This window comes from Microcoleus vaginatus PCC 9802 (assembly GCA_022701275.1).
Lineage (GTDB): Bacteria > Cyanobacteriota > Cyanobacteriia > Cyanobacteriales > Microcoleaceae > Microcoleus > Microcoleus vaginatus_A.
This window is the reverse complement of record CP031740.1, coordinates 885,767-900,825: the sequence shown is the minus strand read 5'-3', so window position 1 is coordinate 900,825 and position 15,059 is coordinate 885,767. Positions and strand designations below refer to the sequence as shown.

11 protein-coding genes are annotated in these 15,059 nt (G+C 46.2%); 4 read left to right on the top strand and 7 right to left on the bottom strand.

The window, feature by feature from the left end; all coding sequences use genetic code 11:
* Window positions 1-116: 116 nt before the first annotated feature.
* The gene (locus tag D0A34_03785; protein ID UNU18099.1) at window positions 117-2,204 is read left to right on the top strand and encodes a thioredoxin domain-containing protein; all 2,088 of its coding nucleotides are present in this window, start codon (window positions 117-119) and stop codon (window positions 2,202-2,204) included.
* Between the two features lie 122 nt (window positions 2,205-2,326).
* Here the strand turns inward: D0A34_03785 and D0A34_03780 are convergent, their stop codons facing one another.
* Complete coding sequence (locus tag D0A34_03780; GenBank protein ID UNU18098.1) at window positions 2,327-2,539, bottom strand: XRE family transcriptional regulator; 213 nt, start codon at window positions 2,537-2,539, stop codon at window positions 2,327-2,329.
* Window positions 2,540-2,677: 138 nt separating this feature from the next.
* Here D0A34_03780 and D0A34_03775 point away from each other — a divergent pair, with 138 nt between their 5' ends.
* The 3 genes from D0A34_03775 to D0A34_03765 all read left to right on the top strand — a co-directional run bounded on the left by D0A34_03775 (window position 2,678) and on the right by D0A34_03765 (window position 6,695).
* Entirely contained in the window at window positions 2,678-2,908 is a 231-nt protein-coding gene (locus tag D0A34_03775) for a hypothetical protein (protein UNU22158.1), read from the top strand.
* A 441-nt stretch (window positions 2,909-3,349) separates the two neighbouring features.
* Window positions 3,350-5,257, top strand: coding sequence for a 1-deoxy-D-xylulose-5-phosphate synthase (locus D0A34_03770; protein UNU18097.1), 1,908 nt, complete (start codon window positions 3,350-3,352; stop codon window positions 5,255-5,257).
* 217 nt (window positions 5,258-5,474) lie between these two features.
* Window positions 5,475-6,695 carry an NAD(P)/FAD-dependent oxidoreductase gene (locus D0A34_03765; protein ID UNU18096.1) on the top strand — a complete coding sequence of 407 codons (1,221 nt, stop codon included), beginning with the start codon at window positions 5,475-5,477 and terminating at the stop codon, window positions 6,693-6,695.
* Window positions 6,696-6,754: 59 nt separating this feature from the next.
* On the opposite strand, the gene D0A34_03760 is transcribed toward D0A34_03765, so the two are convergent.
* The 6 genes from D0A34_03760 to D0A34_03735 form a co-directional block, all read right to left on the bottom strand.
* Window positions 6,755-9,232, bottom strand: a complete 2,478-nt coding sequence (locus D0A34_03760) for a polysaccharide deacetylase (protein UNU18095.1) — start codon at window positions 9,230-9,232, stop codon at window positions 6,755-6,757.
* A 78-nt stretch (window positions 9,233-9,310) separates the two neighbouring features.
* Window positions 9,311-11,383, bottom strand: coding sequence for an ATP-binding cassette domain-containing protein (locus D0A34_03755; GenBank protein ID UNU18094.1), 2,073 nt, complete (start codon window positions 11,381-11,383; stop codon window positions 9,311-9,313).
* Window positions 11,384-12,175, bottom strand: a complete 792-nt coding sequence (locus tag D0A34_03750) for an ABC transporter permease (GenBank protein ID UNU18093.1) — start codon at window positions 12,173-12,175, stop codon at window positions 11,384-11,386. It abuts the gene before it with no gap.
* Entirely contained in the window at window positions 12,172-13,422 is a 1,251-nt protein-coding gene (locus D0A34_03745) for a glycosyltransferase (protein ID UNU18092.1), read from the bottom strand. The genes D0A34_03750 and D0A34_03745 overlap by 4 nt, the downstream gene beginning before the upstream one ends.
* Window positions 13,397-13,666: a hypothetical protein gene (locus tag D0A34_03740; GenBank protein UNU18091.1), complete on the bottom strand. Its 270-nt coding sequence runs from the start codon at window positions 13,664-13,666 to the stop codon at window positions 13,397-13,399. Before D0A34_03740 ends, D0A34_03745 begins: the two co-directional genes overlap by 26 nt.
* Before the next feature lie 25 nt (window positions 13,667-13,691).
* On the bottom strand, window positions 13,692-15,002 hold the full coding sequence (locus D0A34_03735) for a glycosyltransferase family 2 protein (GenBank protein ID UNU18090.1): 1,311 nt from the start codon (window positions 15,000-15,002) through the stop codon (window positions 13,692-13,694).
* Window positions 15,003-15,059 lie beyond the last annotated feature (57 nt).

Sequence of the window (15,059 nt, the reverse complement as noted above, 5' to 3'; positions counted from 1 at the left end):
ATACTCAGCCATAATATTAAAACATGATTATCGGCAACAACTCAACTAAAACATCTCACGCTACACTACGAGAGAAATAACAAGCTTACTGAGTACGAGTTAAAGTATATTTGATTATGGTCAACCGTCTTGCTCAATCCCAAAGCCTTTACCTGCGGAAACACGCCGAAAATCCGATCGACTGGTGGCCTTGGTGCGACGAAGCTTTGGAAGCGGCCCGGAGCGAAAATAAACCGATTTTCCTGTCAATTGGCTACTCTAGCTGCCACTGGTGTACGGTGATGGAAGGGGAAGCATTTTCCGATCGCGCGATCGCCGAATACATGAATTCGCACTTTATACCCGTAAAAGTCGATCGCGAAGAACGACCGGATATCGACAGCATTTATATGCAAACCTTGCAAATGATGACCGGTCAAGGCGGTTGGCCGCTCAACGTTTTTCTCACTCCCGACGAGCGAGTACCCTTCTACGGAGGCACTTATTTCCCCGTAGAACCGCGCTACGGACGGCCGGGATTTTTAGAAGTTTTGCAAGCAATTCGCCGCTTTTACGACACAGAAAAAGGCAAAGTAGAAGCCTTCAAAGCAGAGATTTTAGGCAACCTCCAACAGACGGCAGCGCTGTCAGGAGTAACCGCCGAATTAAATCGCGAAATCTTTCAAAAAGGCTTAGAACTCAACACCGGAATTGTTGCCGGCCACAACCCCGGGCCCAGTTTTCCGATGATACCTTATGCTGAGCTAGCCCTGCGGGGAACGCGATTTAATTTTGAATCAAAATACGACAGCAAACAAGTCTGCACTCAGCGCGGATTAGACTTAGCATTGGGCGGCATTTATGACCAGGTAGGAGGCGGATTTCACCGCTATACGGTTGATCCGACTTGGACTGTGCCACACTTTGAAAAAATGCTCTACGACAACGGTCAAATTGTTGAGTATTTAGCAAACTTGTGGGGCGCGGGAATACAAGAACCCGCTTTTGAAACTGCGATCGCGGGGACAGTAGAATGGTTGAAGCGAGAAATGACCGCGCCAACAGGCTATTTTTATGCTGCACAGGATGCTGATAGTTTTAACACTTCAGAGGAAGTTGAACCGGAAGAAGGAGCATTTTATGTCTGGACTTATGCCGAACTGGAACAACTATTAACTCCTGAGGAATTGGCGGAAATTAAAGCACACTTTACTGTTAGTCGCAGCGGCAATTTTGAAGGCAAGAATGTATTACAGCGCCGCCATCCAGGAAAACTGAGCGACACGGTAAAAACGGCTTTAGCTAAACTCTTTCAAGTTCGCTACGGTGGCAATCCCGATAGTGTAAAAACCTTTCCGCCAGCCCGCAACAATCAAGAAGCTAAAAACGAAAGTTGGCCGGGTAGAATTCCCGCCGTTACTGACACGAAAATGATTGCTGCTTGGAATAGCTTAGTGATTTCTGGTTTAGCCCGCGCGGCAGCGGTTTTTGGGAATTGGGAATATCTGGAATTAGCGGTGAAAGCTGCTAATTTTATTTTAGATAATCAGTGGACGGATGGGCGGTTTCAGCGGTTAAATTATGACGGACACTCTGCTGTGACCGCGCAGTCGGAAGATTATGCTTTGTTTGTGAAAGCTTTGTTGGATTTGCACCAAGCGAGTTTGACTCTAGGAAACGGGGAAGAGGCAAAACAGTTGCCGAATTCTCAGTTTTGGTTGAATAAAGCTGTGCAGGTGCAAGAAGAATTTGATGAGTTTTTGTGGAGCGTGGAATTGGGAGGATATTACAATACTGCTAAGGATGCTAGCGGAGATTTGTTGGTGCGGGAACGCAGCTATATAGACAATGCAACTCCGGCGGCGAATGGAATTGCGATCGCCTCTTTGGTTCGCCTCGCGCTGTTGGGCCCGAATTTAGAATATCTCGATCGCGCCCAACAAGGTTTGCAAGCTTTCAGCAGTATTGTACAAGACGCTCCGCAAGCTTGTCCGAGTCTACTTTCGGCGATCGACTGGTATCAGCATTCTACCCTGATTCGCACGACTCCCGATCAAATTTCTGGGTTGATTTCGCAGTATTATCCGACTGCGGTCTGTCAGATTGAGGCTGATTTGCCTGAAGGTGTTATCGGGTTAGTTTGCGAGTGTTTGACTTGCAAAGAACCGGCGAAAACTCAAGAGCGGTTGTTGGCAGAAATTTTGCAGAGTCAAACGCGAGTCTAGCACCAATACTGTCTATATTATTGAACCGCGAAGACACCAAGGACGCGAAGGAAGAAGGAGGAAGCAGAAGGAAGAAGTAGATTATCTTTTACCGGGAAGGAATCGCATCTTCAGTCTGCCCCTTAATCTTCCAAAATCTCAACCAAATCTTCCATCGTCACATCGAAGGCGCGGGCGATTTTGTAGACAGCAGAAATATCGGCCGTGTTCAAAGCATCGCGCTGAACGTAGCTTCTAACAGTGTTGTAATTCACTCCTGATTGATCGGCAACTTGCTTTAGAGTCCAACCCTTTTGCTCAGCTAGTTCTCGAATCCGCAGTCTAACGTATCCCATGCTTTAGATTGACATTGATGCGTATGCAACATACAATAGCTCTGTACACTGAAAACGATCGCCCTCCTAGCCTCGAAAACTTAAGGGCGATCGCTTTTTCTACCACACCCCACGAACGTGGGGAAGTATTACCCTAGGATACCAACATCAAAGCCCAAATTAAACACTCATCCCTGGTGTATCGTGCGGCAATTGCCAAATATGCAGCGATTGGTTGTGGCTCGGTTCCACCGCCGAGGCGATGCTGAGGGATATATGCAAATTTTACGGCGGTTGTTGCTGGTGGCTAAACAGGCGATCGTATTTGATACGACTGGGGCTGAGAAATTGCCAGAAGTTCGATCGGCTGAATTAGAGCAAATGTTGTAATCGATGGGGGCGAGATCCTTTTTTGTTTTAACTGAAAAACCGATAAATAGAAAAGGGAACTCGTCCTTTTCTGACAAAAAGTAAGTAGGTCGCTCTAATTAAACGTAAAACGTTCTTCTGTTAGATACCCGACTTCTTAAAGGAGTCGGGTATGTGAGTATTCTATTTTTTTAGGTGGGCTTATTTAGCTTTAAATGCTTAAGAATCTCCATGCAGCTAACAATTAGCGATTAGCAACTAAGAACATAAGCTTCTTTTATATTGACTGGGCGCAATTTATTAACTATAATTACAATGCCAAAAATAACAAAAATCTTACGGCTAACAGTTTTTCTCAAATAACCGTTAAACTATTCTAACGTTTGCGCGTACCCAACGTCGCAGGCACAACCTATATCTGTTAAGGATTCGTCCTGATTCACAGGAGCAAGATTTTAAAATATGCATCTCAGCGAACTGACTCACCCAAACCAATTACACGGCCTCTCGATTCATCAACTCGAACAAATTGCCCGACAAATTCGAGAAAAGCATTTAGAAACTGTAGCCGCTAGCGGCGGCCACCTCGGCCCAGGATTGGGTGTAGTCGAACTGACCTTAGCACTCTACCAAACACTCGACCTCGATCGCGACAAAGTTACCTGGGATGTGGGCCACCAAGCTTATCCTCACAAATTAATCACCGGCCGCTACAACCAATTCCACACCCTACGCCAAAAAGACGGCGTTGCAGGCTATCTCAAGCGCTGCGAGAGCAAATTTGACCACTTCGGCGCAGGTCACGCTTCCACAAGCATTTCCGCAGCACTAGGAATGGCAATGGCGCGCGACCTCAAAGGGGAAAACTTTAAAACTGTAGCAGTCATCGGCGACGGCGCATTGACGGGCGGCATGGCACTCGAAGCGATCAACCACGCGGGCCATATGCCGAAAACCAATTTATTAGTTGTGCTCAACGACAACGAGATGTCAATCTCGCCAAACGTCGGCGCAATTACCCGCTATTTGAACAAGATGCGATTGTCGCCACCGGTGCAGTTTCTCAAAGATAACTTAGAGGAACAATTCAAACACATTCCCTTTGTCGGCGAAACTTTTACTCCTGAAATGGAACGCCTCAAAGAAGGGATGAAACGCTTGGCAGTCTCGAAAGTTGGAGCAGTAATTGAAGAATTAGGCTTTACTTACATGGGCCCGGTAGATGGGCACAATTTGGAAGAGTTAATTGCCACTTTCAAACAAGCTCATACCATTCAAGGGCCGGTGTTGGTTCACGTGGTGACGGTGAAGGGCAAAGGATATGCGATCGCCGAAAAAGACCAAGTAGGATATCACGCCCAAAATCCCTTTAACTTAGCCACGGGCAAAGGCCTTCCCTCCACTAAACCCAAGCCTCCAGCTTACTCGAAAGTATTTGCCCACGCCCTAGTCAAGCTAGCAGAAGATAATCCCAAAATTGTCGGCATTACCGCTGCAATGGCAACCGGAACAGGTCTGGATAAACTTCATGAAAAACTGCCGAAACAGTACATTGATGTCGGGATTGCCGAACAGCACGCCGTGACGTTATCCGCTGGTTTAGCCTGCGAAGGAATGCGCCCGGTTGTGGCAATTTACTCGACATTTGTGCAGCGAGGATATGACCAAATAATTCACGATGTTTGCATCCAAAACTTGCCAGTTTTCTTCTGTTTGGATCGGGCTGGAATTGTCGGTGCTGACGGCCCAACTCACCAAGGAATGTACGACATTTCCTTCTTGCGGTGCCTGCCAAATATGACAATTATGGCGCCAAAAGATGAAGCAGAATTGCAGCGGATGATAGTCACAGGAATCAACCACACCAGCGGCCCGATCACCATGCGTTACCCGCGCGGCAACGGTTACGGGGTGCCTCTGATGGAAGAAGGTTGGGAAGAGTTGCCGATCGGCAAAGGCGAAATTCTCCGCAACGGCGACGATTTGCTGATCTTGGGTTACGGTTCAATGGTTTATCCGGCAATGCAAACCGCCGAGATTCTGAGCGAACACGGTATTGAAGCAACTGTCATCAATGCGCGTTTTGTCAAGCCTTTGGACACCGAATTAATCTTGCCTTTAGCACAGCGAATCGGGCGAGTTGTCACTTTAGAAGAAGGCTCTTTGATGGGCGGCTTCGGTTCAGCAGTAGCCGAATCGTTGCTGGACAATAATGTCCTCGTGCCGCTGATGCGGCTGGGCGTACCGGATACATTAGTAGATCATGCAACGCCAGAGCAATCATTTGCAAGTTTAGGGTTAACTCCACCGCAAATGGCCGATCGCATCTTAGCAACATTCAGCCGCAAACAGTCACCCGTTAGCGTGTAAATAGCTAGAATTGTAGGGTGCGCCTCGCGCACCTTACCCTTCGATCTCCGAGCAGCATGATTGAAGGAGGACTTGAGGATAAGGGAGAAAAAACCATGACTAACGTGAAACCAAATCCTACCTTAAATTTTAATCAGCGGCCAGTAGCTCAAAAATCGGCGCTTAGTAGTTGATATGTCTGCGGGTGTTTTGACATTGCCAGCGAGTTAAAAGCAAAATGAATTTAAAAAGTTTTGACATAGTAATAGTAGGAGCCGGCCCCGCAGGCGGACACTGCGCGAGAATCCTAGCCAAATCCGGCCACAAAGTCTTGCTGGCCGAGCAAAACGACACTTTTAATAAAAATGACTTTTCTAGCGCCGCTACACCTCTAGAAACCCTCTATCAATTCGATTTACCAGAATCCGTTATCGGCAGTTTTTGGCACAAACTTACTATTGAAACTAGCAAAGTCAGTCAAACTTGGGAGTCTCCCGAAAGCTTGGGAGTTGTTCTCAACTTTGCTAAATTTAGAGCATTTTTGGCCAGCGAAGTTGAGCGATTTGGCGGTGAAGTTTGGCTTGGTTATCGCTACACCGGACATTTACAAAGCAAGGGCGAAACAACAGTCGAATTTAAACAGTTATCCGACGGTCAACTTATCCAAGTCAGCACTAAAGTATTGGTTGATGCTACTGGCTTTGCTAGGGCGATTATGTACGAAAAAGAGAAGGATAAGCCAGATTTTTTGTCGGGAACCGGAATCGAATATTTAATTGAAGTAGAGCCAGAAATTTACAATAAACACAGCGGCGATTTAATCTTATTTGTGGGTGATAAATGGATGCCTAAAGGTTATTCTTGGATATTTCCAATGGAACCAAACAGGCTAAAAGTTGGTGCTGCCCGAATTTTTTTAGAGCAGAAAACGCTGAGGCATTTGTCACCGCTGAAAAAATATATTGATTTATTGATTGATGAATATCTGAAGTCTAAAAATTATAAAATTATTGACAAACACGGTTCCATGCTGAAGTACAGTCGTGGTTTGAAGGATATTTATTGCAAGGATAATATAATTGCGATCGGCGATAGTGTCTCGACAGTAAATTTTTTGGGTGGCGAAGGGATTAGACACGGGATGGATGGTGCCCAAATCGCGGGGAAATATATTCAAAGGTATTTGGAGGGGAAAATCTCAGATTTTCGAGATTATGAGAGGGAAATGCACCGCAAGTTTGATCAGAAATGGAATATTTCGGAAAGGTTGGCGGTGAGAAAGTATATCGATGATGTTAATGATAAACTGACAGATAAAATGATTTCTTATTTAAAGTATATGAAAACTGAAGATGTTATGGAGATTTTATTTCATTATAAATTCGAGAAAATTTCCCGAGGATTAGGCGGTTATTTGCAGCGAAAAATCAAGGAATTGATTAATAAGTTTCACTTGTAAGGTGCGTCCGTTGAGAGACTGTTAATTGAGGGAAAAATTTCGCTGATTGACGCACCTTACTAAGCTAATTTTAAGGCATTTTCGGCGGTGACTTGAATGCGCGGCAGCGACAATAAAGCATCGTCAAAACTGCTAAAATTTAATGTATATGATACACCAAAAGTATATCCAGTCGCTCCAATTAAATGCGCTACAATTGGATCGACATCCCCGTAAGGATAGGCAAAACATTTAACAGGTTTCTCTAATCCCCGTTCCAAGATAGCACGGGATTTGGCCGCCTCCCGCACAATTTCTGTGGGCGACAATGCAGTCAAAGGTTGATGAGTAGCAGACATAGAACCGAATTCAATCCCTGCATCCCGCAGTTGCAAAATTTCCGGCCATCCCATTAACGGCACTTCTTCAAATTCGGCTTTTTCCCAACTATTTGTCTTTCCTATTGACTCCGCTACCAAAAAAACAGTTGCTGTAAAATCAAAGCGTTTTAGCAGAGGCCAAGCATATTGGAAAAAGTCGAGATAGCCGCCGTCAAATGTCATCAATACAGCTTTACCGGGTAAAGGAGTTTTAGCCTGTTTCGCGCTTCGCCAATTTTCCAAACTCGCACTGTAATAACCCAGATTTTTGAGATTGTGTAACTGTTGTTCAAAAATCTGGGGAGTAACTGCGTCTAAACCGTCAGCAGAAATGCGGCGGTAGGAGAGAATCGGGAGTTTTTGTGTAACGCTATGATTGTCAAAAACTTGAGGTTTCACCGAGTGAGAAACTTCCCGATAAGAAGATTTTGAGCAAATGATTTCCGGTGCGTAAAATACTTGCTTTGGAAACTCGTTTTCTGGGGGAATTTGCCTTGTCGGTTCCCCAACGTAAAATACTTGCTTTGGAAACTCGTTTTCTGGGGGAATTTGCCTTGTCGGTTCCCCAGCGATTGCCGCCGCTGACTCGATTTCCTGCAGCGCCGCCGCCGGGAGTGAGGCGCGACGGCTGACACTCGTCCCGATCGCACCCGATCGCCTGCCGAACATCACCGCATTTGGGGGATAAATGCCCCCAGCACCCGGTGCATTCCAGCAGTCGGGCAAATTAGACCTTTGTTGAGCACAAGAGGCTAAGCGCGATCGTAGCCATTGCTTGCCGTTGAGTGGTTTTCCCAGCAAAGCTTCTCGCACGGCGGCGATGCACAACTCAAAACCCATATTTCGAGTAATTGTCGATCGCAATTTTTGAGCCGAAACAAAATTATTTTCCACCGCAACAGTGACAACACCGACAGCCACGCCGCCTACTTTCACCAGCACGTCTATTTCAGAAAGCTCAACTTTTATATTAGCAAATTTTTCGCTAATTTCTAAGACAATCAATTTTTTTTCGATGGTAATTGTTGAGACTTCCTCAGCTATTTCAGGCTTGTAGAAATCCTCCAAATGCCAATGCGGACGCCCCCATAATTCTTGCATAAATAGCGTCCAGTCATGTTTAGGGTGCAATGGTTCCAGCAAAGTTTCCCACAATTTATTGCCTTTTTCGCAGCGATTTCGTTGAAAGAAGCGATCGAGAATGGGCCAAGCAAACTGGGCTGCGATCGCATCCGCCAAAATCCCAGCCGCAACCATGCAATCGCAAATAGGCAATTCAATAATACCGAGTTTAATTCCTTCTAGTGTGATCGTACAGCACAGGCGATCGCATATTTGCCAAGCGTAAATATCCGAAATTCGTTCCGTCACTTCCACCGTCACTTTCCAGGCCATTTCCTCGTTGACTCGCTGAATTTTATCTAAAATATATCTGATTTCTTTGCGAGTGAAAATTTTATGATATTTGTGAACGTTACTACTTTTGACATCTCTCTCAATTCCTTTGTGCCAAGGTAAATTTAAACTGAGGTTCGCTGCTTTTTCTTGATAGTTAACGAGCATTCTATCGTCATATTCAATGCCCATAAAATTACAAATTTTTCCTAGAACTTGTGTTTTGTTATCTAAAAGATCCTCATATTTAACTAATATATGATTTAATTTATTAATATATTTGTGGCTAGTTAACATCGCGTGTTCCCACCGATCGATACAGTGGTTTAAATCCCAACCAGCGCCCCACAATTCGTTAAAATTCCTAGTAGCCTCATACATAGAAGCTATTGTATCCATACCGTTTCGTAAAATATGTATGAATTTCGCATCGGGCAAAAAGCGCTGTATGTCATCAATAAAATATATGTGTTCCGGCGTTTTTTCCAACCAAATGCTTTTTTTTTGTTCAGCCGCCAAACCATCCAAAACTCTCACAAACCAACTAGCTTTAGCTTCCACAGTTTGGGTGTCATCAAAATCTTTCAAAAGTTCAGGACGTTTAATCTCATCCTTAAAAAAAGCTTCCATTCTACCTGGCAACTTTCCCGCAAACTGATCGTACAGCAAATAGTGAAAAAACTTAGATTCCGGAAAAGAAATAACTTCTGGATGAGCCGCTAACAAGCTTTGAAGAATTGTTGTGCCACTGCGAGGCGCTCCTACGAGAAATATGCGTTTCATAACATTTTGCCCTTATAATTAACGGTATATTTTGAGGGGGGGGGTTGGGTTTCGTTTTCTTAACCCAACCTGCCCATTCTAACTCCAAGTAAAATCCTGTTTTAACAAATTAGAAAGTTCCTGATTATAAGGTTGAAAATACTCTGTCAATTGTTGTTCAATTGCTGCTGGTATTTTGCTATACTCCTCGACCGTATTCATCTCATATTCTTTACTTGCGATCGCACTAATACCCAAGAAATCTAACACTTCAGAAAAAACTTTGTCGGCATTTGCCTCAGAATCTTCGCTTTTGAGAATTAGCAACTGTTCCCTCGGAAAATAATCGAGCCAATTCCTGATTTGTTCAACATAAATTCCTCGTGACAAATAAGAATAATGTTGGTGGTTGAAACTGTAATAACTTTGATCAGCTTTGATCTTTTCAATTTCACCTTTTAGGCGATCTGGTTCGGAAGCGATCGCCTTTTCAAAATCCAGCTTTTCGCAGCCGCTCGCCACTTCTAAATGATAGTGCAGCCAAGCTCGTTTGACCGGGTTTCGCAGCATTACAATTAGCTTAACATCCGGAAAACACTTGTAAACCCGCTCTGCCACCAACGGATGATAAATATAGTAAGGAGTCATTTCCCACAGCAACACCTTCTCATCCGCCACACTGCGCGTCAACTGCTTGCTGTACCAATCAACGCCCCGCTCAAAATTCAAATCAAAAAAGTGAATGTTGCGGGAACCATCTTTGATAATTTGCAAGTGATTTGCCAGATAGGCGGATAGAGGTTCCGTGCCGCACTTTTGAGCGCCAATAATTAAAAAGTCAGGTTCCTGCTTATTTTTTAACTGAGTCGAAATCTGGGCATAGGCAGGATTATCCTTATTCAAGGCGTGAACTTTATAGGCTGGTTCTGGTAAATCCGCAACCTGCATTTTGCCATCAAATTCCCAGCGGTAGGGCGGACAAAGAATCGTTTTTTGGTTTACAGTCGATCGCACGTACAGCGGATAAGTGTGCCAATGATAATCGTAGGCGTAAGCCAAACTCTTCTCGTAAACCCCAGCATTCACGTAATACTGACCGTTGCCTAAATCCAGCCTGTCTACGTGCAGGCGGATTGTGCCTTTACCTTCCGCCAGCGGCAGCAATCTGCCCATTTGATTAGTATTAGTCTCAAAACAAATTTGACCGTCTTCCCGGCTGATTGTCACGCCAAAAATAGCAGCCGAAATTGGCTTCGGTACAGAATAATGAATTTCCACAGTAATAGGCTCACCACTGTTTATCTCATCATCCGGCAACACTTTAACATCTGTAATTTCTACTTCCAAAGAACCGAAACGATTGTCATTGATTCGCAGTTGCGAACCCGTACTCGTCACTTCAGGGGGAAGCATGGGAGTGCGTTTTTCGGTTGGTGGGCGCATTTCCGACAAATACTGACCGACTACCACTTCTGGTTCCCCGTAAGCCACGATTTCACCTGATTTCAGCCACAAAGCCCGATCGCACAGTTTATGAATTTGCGTCGCGTTGTGAGAAATCAAAACAATCGCACATCCTTGAGCCTTAAACTCCGATATTCTGTTCAAACATTTAGTTTGAAAAGCCACATCACCAACTGACAAATGTTCATCAACTAACAGGACTTCTGGATCAGTGTGCACCGCCACCGAAAAAGCCAGCCGCATTTGCATCCCCGTACTGTAAGTCCGCATCGGACTATCAATAAACTGTTGCAATTCTGCAAATTCAACAATATCATCAAACCGGCGCGCCGCTTCCCGACGAGTCAAACCGGCCACCACCGCACCCACAAACACATTTTCTCTGCCCGTTAAATCCGAGTGAAAACCCGCACCCAAATCCAACAAACCGCCAATTCTGCCATTAACTTCAATAGTTCCTTCTTGAGCGTGGCCGATACCGCCAACAAGTTGCAGCAGCGTCGATTTTCCCGCGCCATTCTTGCCGAGAATTCCCAGCATTTCCCCGGGAGCAACACTGAAATTGATATCCCGCAGTGCCCAAAAACGCGCCTGCGGTTTCATCTGCCGAAAACCCGCCAAAGCGGCCTGCATAATCGTATAAGGTCGATCGGCAGAGTAGCGGTTGAAACGTTTCCCCAAACCCTTGACAACAATAGCTTGACGCATTTACAATTCCTCCACAAAAGTATTGCTTTGCCGTCTAAAAATTCCCAGTCCGATCGGCAAAAGAGCAGCCACAACCAAGCTAACAATTAACAGTGCCACCCAATCCGGCTGCGTACCCTTGAGCAGTATGGCGCGGTAGGCTCCAAGCAGTGGCACCATTGGATTTAATTGATAAAGAGGCTGAAATTCTTTGGGGACGCTGTTGAGGTCGTAGAAAATCGGAGTCAGGTAAAACAGCATCTGCAAAACTACGCCCAAAGTGTGCTGAGTATCGCGAAAAGTGACATTCAAAGCGGCGAGGGGATAAGCCAAACTGACTGTCAAAATAAACTGAATAGCCATCAGCAGCGGCAACACAAACAGCACTGCACTCGGCTGAACGCCATCAATTGCCAGAAAGATAATTAACACCGGCAAAGCTAACAGAAAGTGAATTAGTCCCGTCATAGTCGTAACTACCGGCAAAATTGCCGTGGGAAAATTAGGCTGTCTGATTAGCGCTTTATTGTTGGTAATTAATCCAGTTGCTTGAAATAATGCGGTTTGAGACCAACTCCAGATTAACAAACCGCTGAAAGCAAAGGAAGAAAATTTCGGAACGTTAATCGGTACAACAGACCGAAACACAAAGGAAAATACAGCTAACTGCAACAGCGGATTGATTAAAGTCCAAGCAATTCCCAAAGCCGATCGCTTGTAAAGTAATTTCATATCGCGATCGACCAACACCTGCAGCAAATCGAAGAAATGAGCGATTTTGCGCCTGTCAATCAGTTTTGGAACACTTCTCATCGCACACCTCCAGCAACTTCCTGCGGTTCAGACTGTAGCTGCTCTTCCGGCTCAATCTCACCTAACTGCTGCGCCTGCAACTGCGCTTTTCTGTAAGCAAAAGGACTGTCGAGAGCTCCTAGCAACTCGCTGACTACCAACTTGCGCGGCAGCAAACCCGGAGCCCCCAAGCGGCGCACCAGCCACCAACCGAACCAATTAAACATAGCAAATTTCAAAATTTCCCAGCGCGGCACAGTGCGGTTGCGAGCGCACGTCAGTAAATAAGCCCCAAAACTGCGCCCGTTATCCTGCAACTGCCGGCTCAAAGCATCGGCGCTGCGCCGGTGCAAGTGCCACACAAAAGCTCTCGGCTCATAAAAAGTCGAGTATCCCTTAGCCAAAATCCGATGAAACATCTCAATATCCCCACCACCGCGAGTCGCAGTCCCCACATCGAGAGCAACGTCAAAATTGCCCACAGCCTCGAAAACTTGCCGCCGGAAAGCCATATTCGCCCCCACGCCGTATTTGCTCGCCCACAGCAACTCCCACACAGAAAGCTTGCTACCGTCGGTTTTGTGGCGGTCGAGGTGTTGCAGCATTCCGCCATATATCAGTTCAAATTGCTGTTGTGACAAGGTTTCCAGTTCGGCTGCCGCCACTAAACCGCTAACTGCCATAATGTCCGGGTCAGCAAAAGCCGAAGCGATCGCCCGCAGCCAACCGCGATCGGGCCGCACGTCGTCGTCAGTAAAAGCAATAATCTCATGCCGCGCTTCGGCGATCCCGCGATTGCGCGCCCAGTCCAATCCTGGCCGTTCTTCCTTGACGTAGCGTACCGGCAATCGCGCAACTAATTCAGCGGTGCTGCTGTTTGCAGGAGCGTTGTCTATAACGATAATTTCGCGGTGGGGATAGTCTAGTGCGAGCAGAGCTTCCAGAGCGCCTTTGAGCAAATCTGTGCGATCGCGCGTGCAGATGACAACGCTAATTGACGGCAGGTGGCGATCCGCCACTGCTTCAGAAACAGCGCCGAACTGCTCTCCTAAAGTCGATCGCACCAACTCTTTTCCTAACTGATCCACAATTGTTTGTCGCACTCGCTCAGCGGAAATTGTTTGTTCCCAGGGATTGTTGCTAACATAAGCCCAGCCCAGAAGGCGTCCCCGGTAGCGAACTAAAATGCGAACTCCTTCGTATTGTTCGAGTTGCCTAATCGGATTAATCTGTTCGGTAAACTCAATCTCCATCACTTTTATTGCCATAACTTGCTCCTGAAAATTTTGCAGCGGGCACTAGATAGAAAAGTTTTGACTTGGGACTTTTAACTTTGGGGTTGCAACTTTCCAATTTCCCAACGTTGGAGGTTTGAGTTTTTGGTTTAACTTCCCCGAATTCAGTAGATATGAACGAAAAAAAGAACGAAAAAAAAAATCTTCTAGGGGCTAGTTTAGCTAAGCATAACCAGATATAAGCGAGAAGATGAAGGCACTCACCTGCCCGAATCATGTAATCTTTATTTGTACCTATTTACTTAGCTCTTAATTGCTAACTCGTAAGTTTCAAAAGCAACTAAAGGTTTGTCTTCAAGCGTTTCAGCAGTGCGGGGCAAACCGTTAACCGCGATCGCCCCAGCCAGCGGTTGAGCAAAGTGAAGCGCCAGAATAGATCGCAAGTGAGCGCCCCGCAGCGGTTCCGCGCCCGCTTGCGGAATAATATGACCGACTGTCAGTTGGTCATAATACAGGTAAACCCCAGCCGGTCGTTCCGCATCCAGCAGACTTTCTGCAGCTTCCCAACCTTGCTGCAAATCAATGTTAATTTCATATCCGCCCAAATGAGCACGGGCCGGGCCTCCTTGCATAAAACTAGAAATAGCAGAGCGACTTTTCAACTCATCAATGACACCCCGCAAATACCAATAACCGCGCAATTTTGACCGCAACCACCGCCAAGTTCCCCGCATCCGCAAGCTTTCGAGTAAATCAAGAGATTCCCTCAGTCCCTGGGCTAGCCAATCTACCGCAGCCGGCCAGAAAAACGTGACCGCCACCACAATTTTATCTACCAGCGAGTAAGCAGTTTCGTAGGCTGCTACCTGCAGTATCGGTCTAAGTTCCGGGTGTCGGCGGCCTATCAAAACATCCGAGCGCCCTTCCTGACGAGAGCGGCGAAAAGAGCGATCGAGATTATTAGTTTCGTGTTCGTAATGATAGCCCACAGCATCCCCCGCTACAGCAAAAGGTACACCAGCTTTCAGCAAACGCACCCCAAACTCGTAATCTTCTCCGCCGCAGTTCCCAAAAGCCGAATCAAACCCATCGAGACGACCAAACAGTTCTGCATCCAAAGAAAGGTTGCCGCTGAGCAAATCTTGATAAGTAAATCGGTGACCAGGTTGGCTCATCTGATAAAACTTCTCTTCCCACCACGAGCGCACTTCCACGTCAAAAAACCTAGTTCCTCCGTGCAACTTAGGCGGATAGGGGCCCATGACAGCCGCTCCCGGACGCTCTCGGTGAACCCGCGCATGGCTTTCCACCAAAGGTGGCAGCGCTTCGATATCGTCGTCGAGAAACAGCAGCAATTTCCCGGTAGCCGAAGCCGCTCCAGTATTGCGGGCGATGGAAGCACTTCGGCAATTTACCTCGATCGCCTGCAGTTTAAAGGGAGCTTTGTAGTCTTGTAGCATTGCCAAAGTATCGTCAATGCAGCTATCTGCCACTACAATAACCTCGATCAGGTCGAGCGGATAAGTCTGCAAGTGCAAAGCATCCAAAGCCCGCCGCAGCGAAGAACTTCGGTTGTGGCTAGGAATAATTATGCTAACTGTTAGATTTTCCATATTTACATTACAACAATTAACTTCATCTGCATTTCATCTCCCTTCATCTGGCGTTAA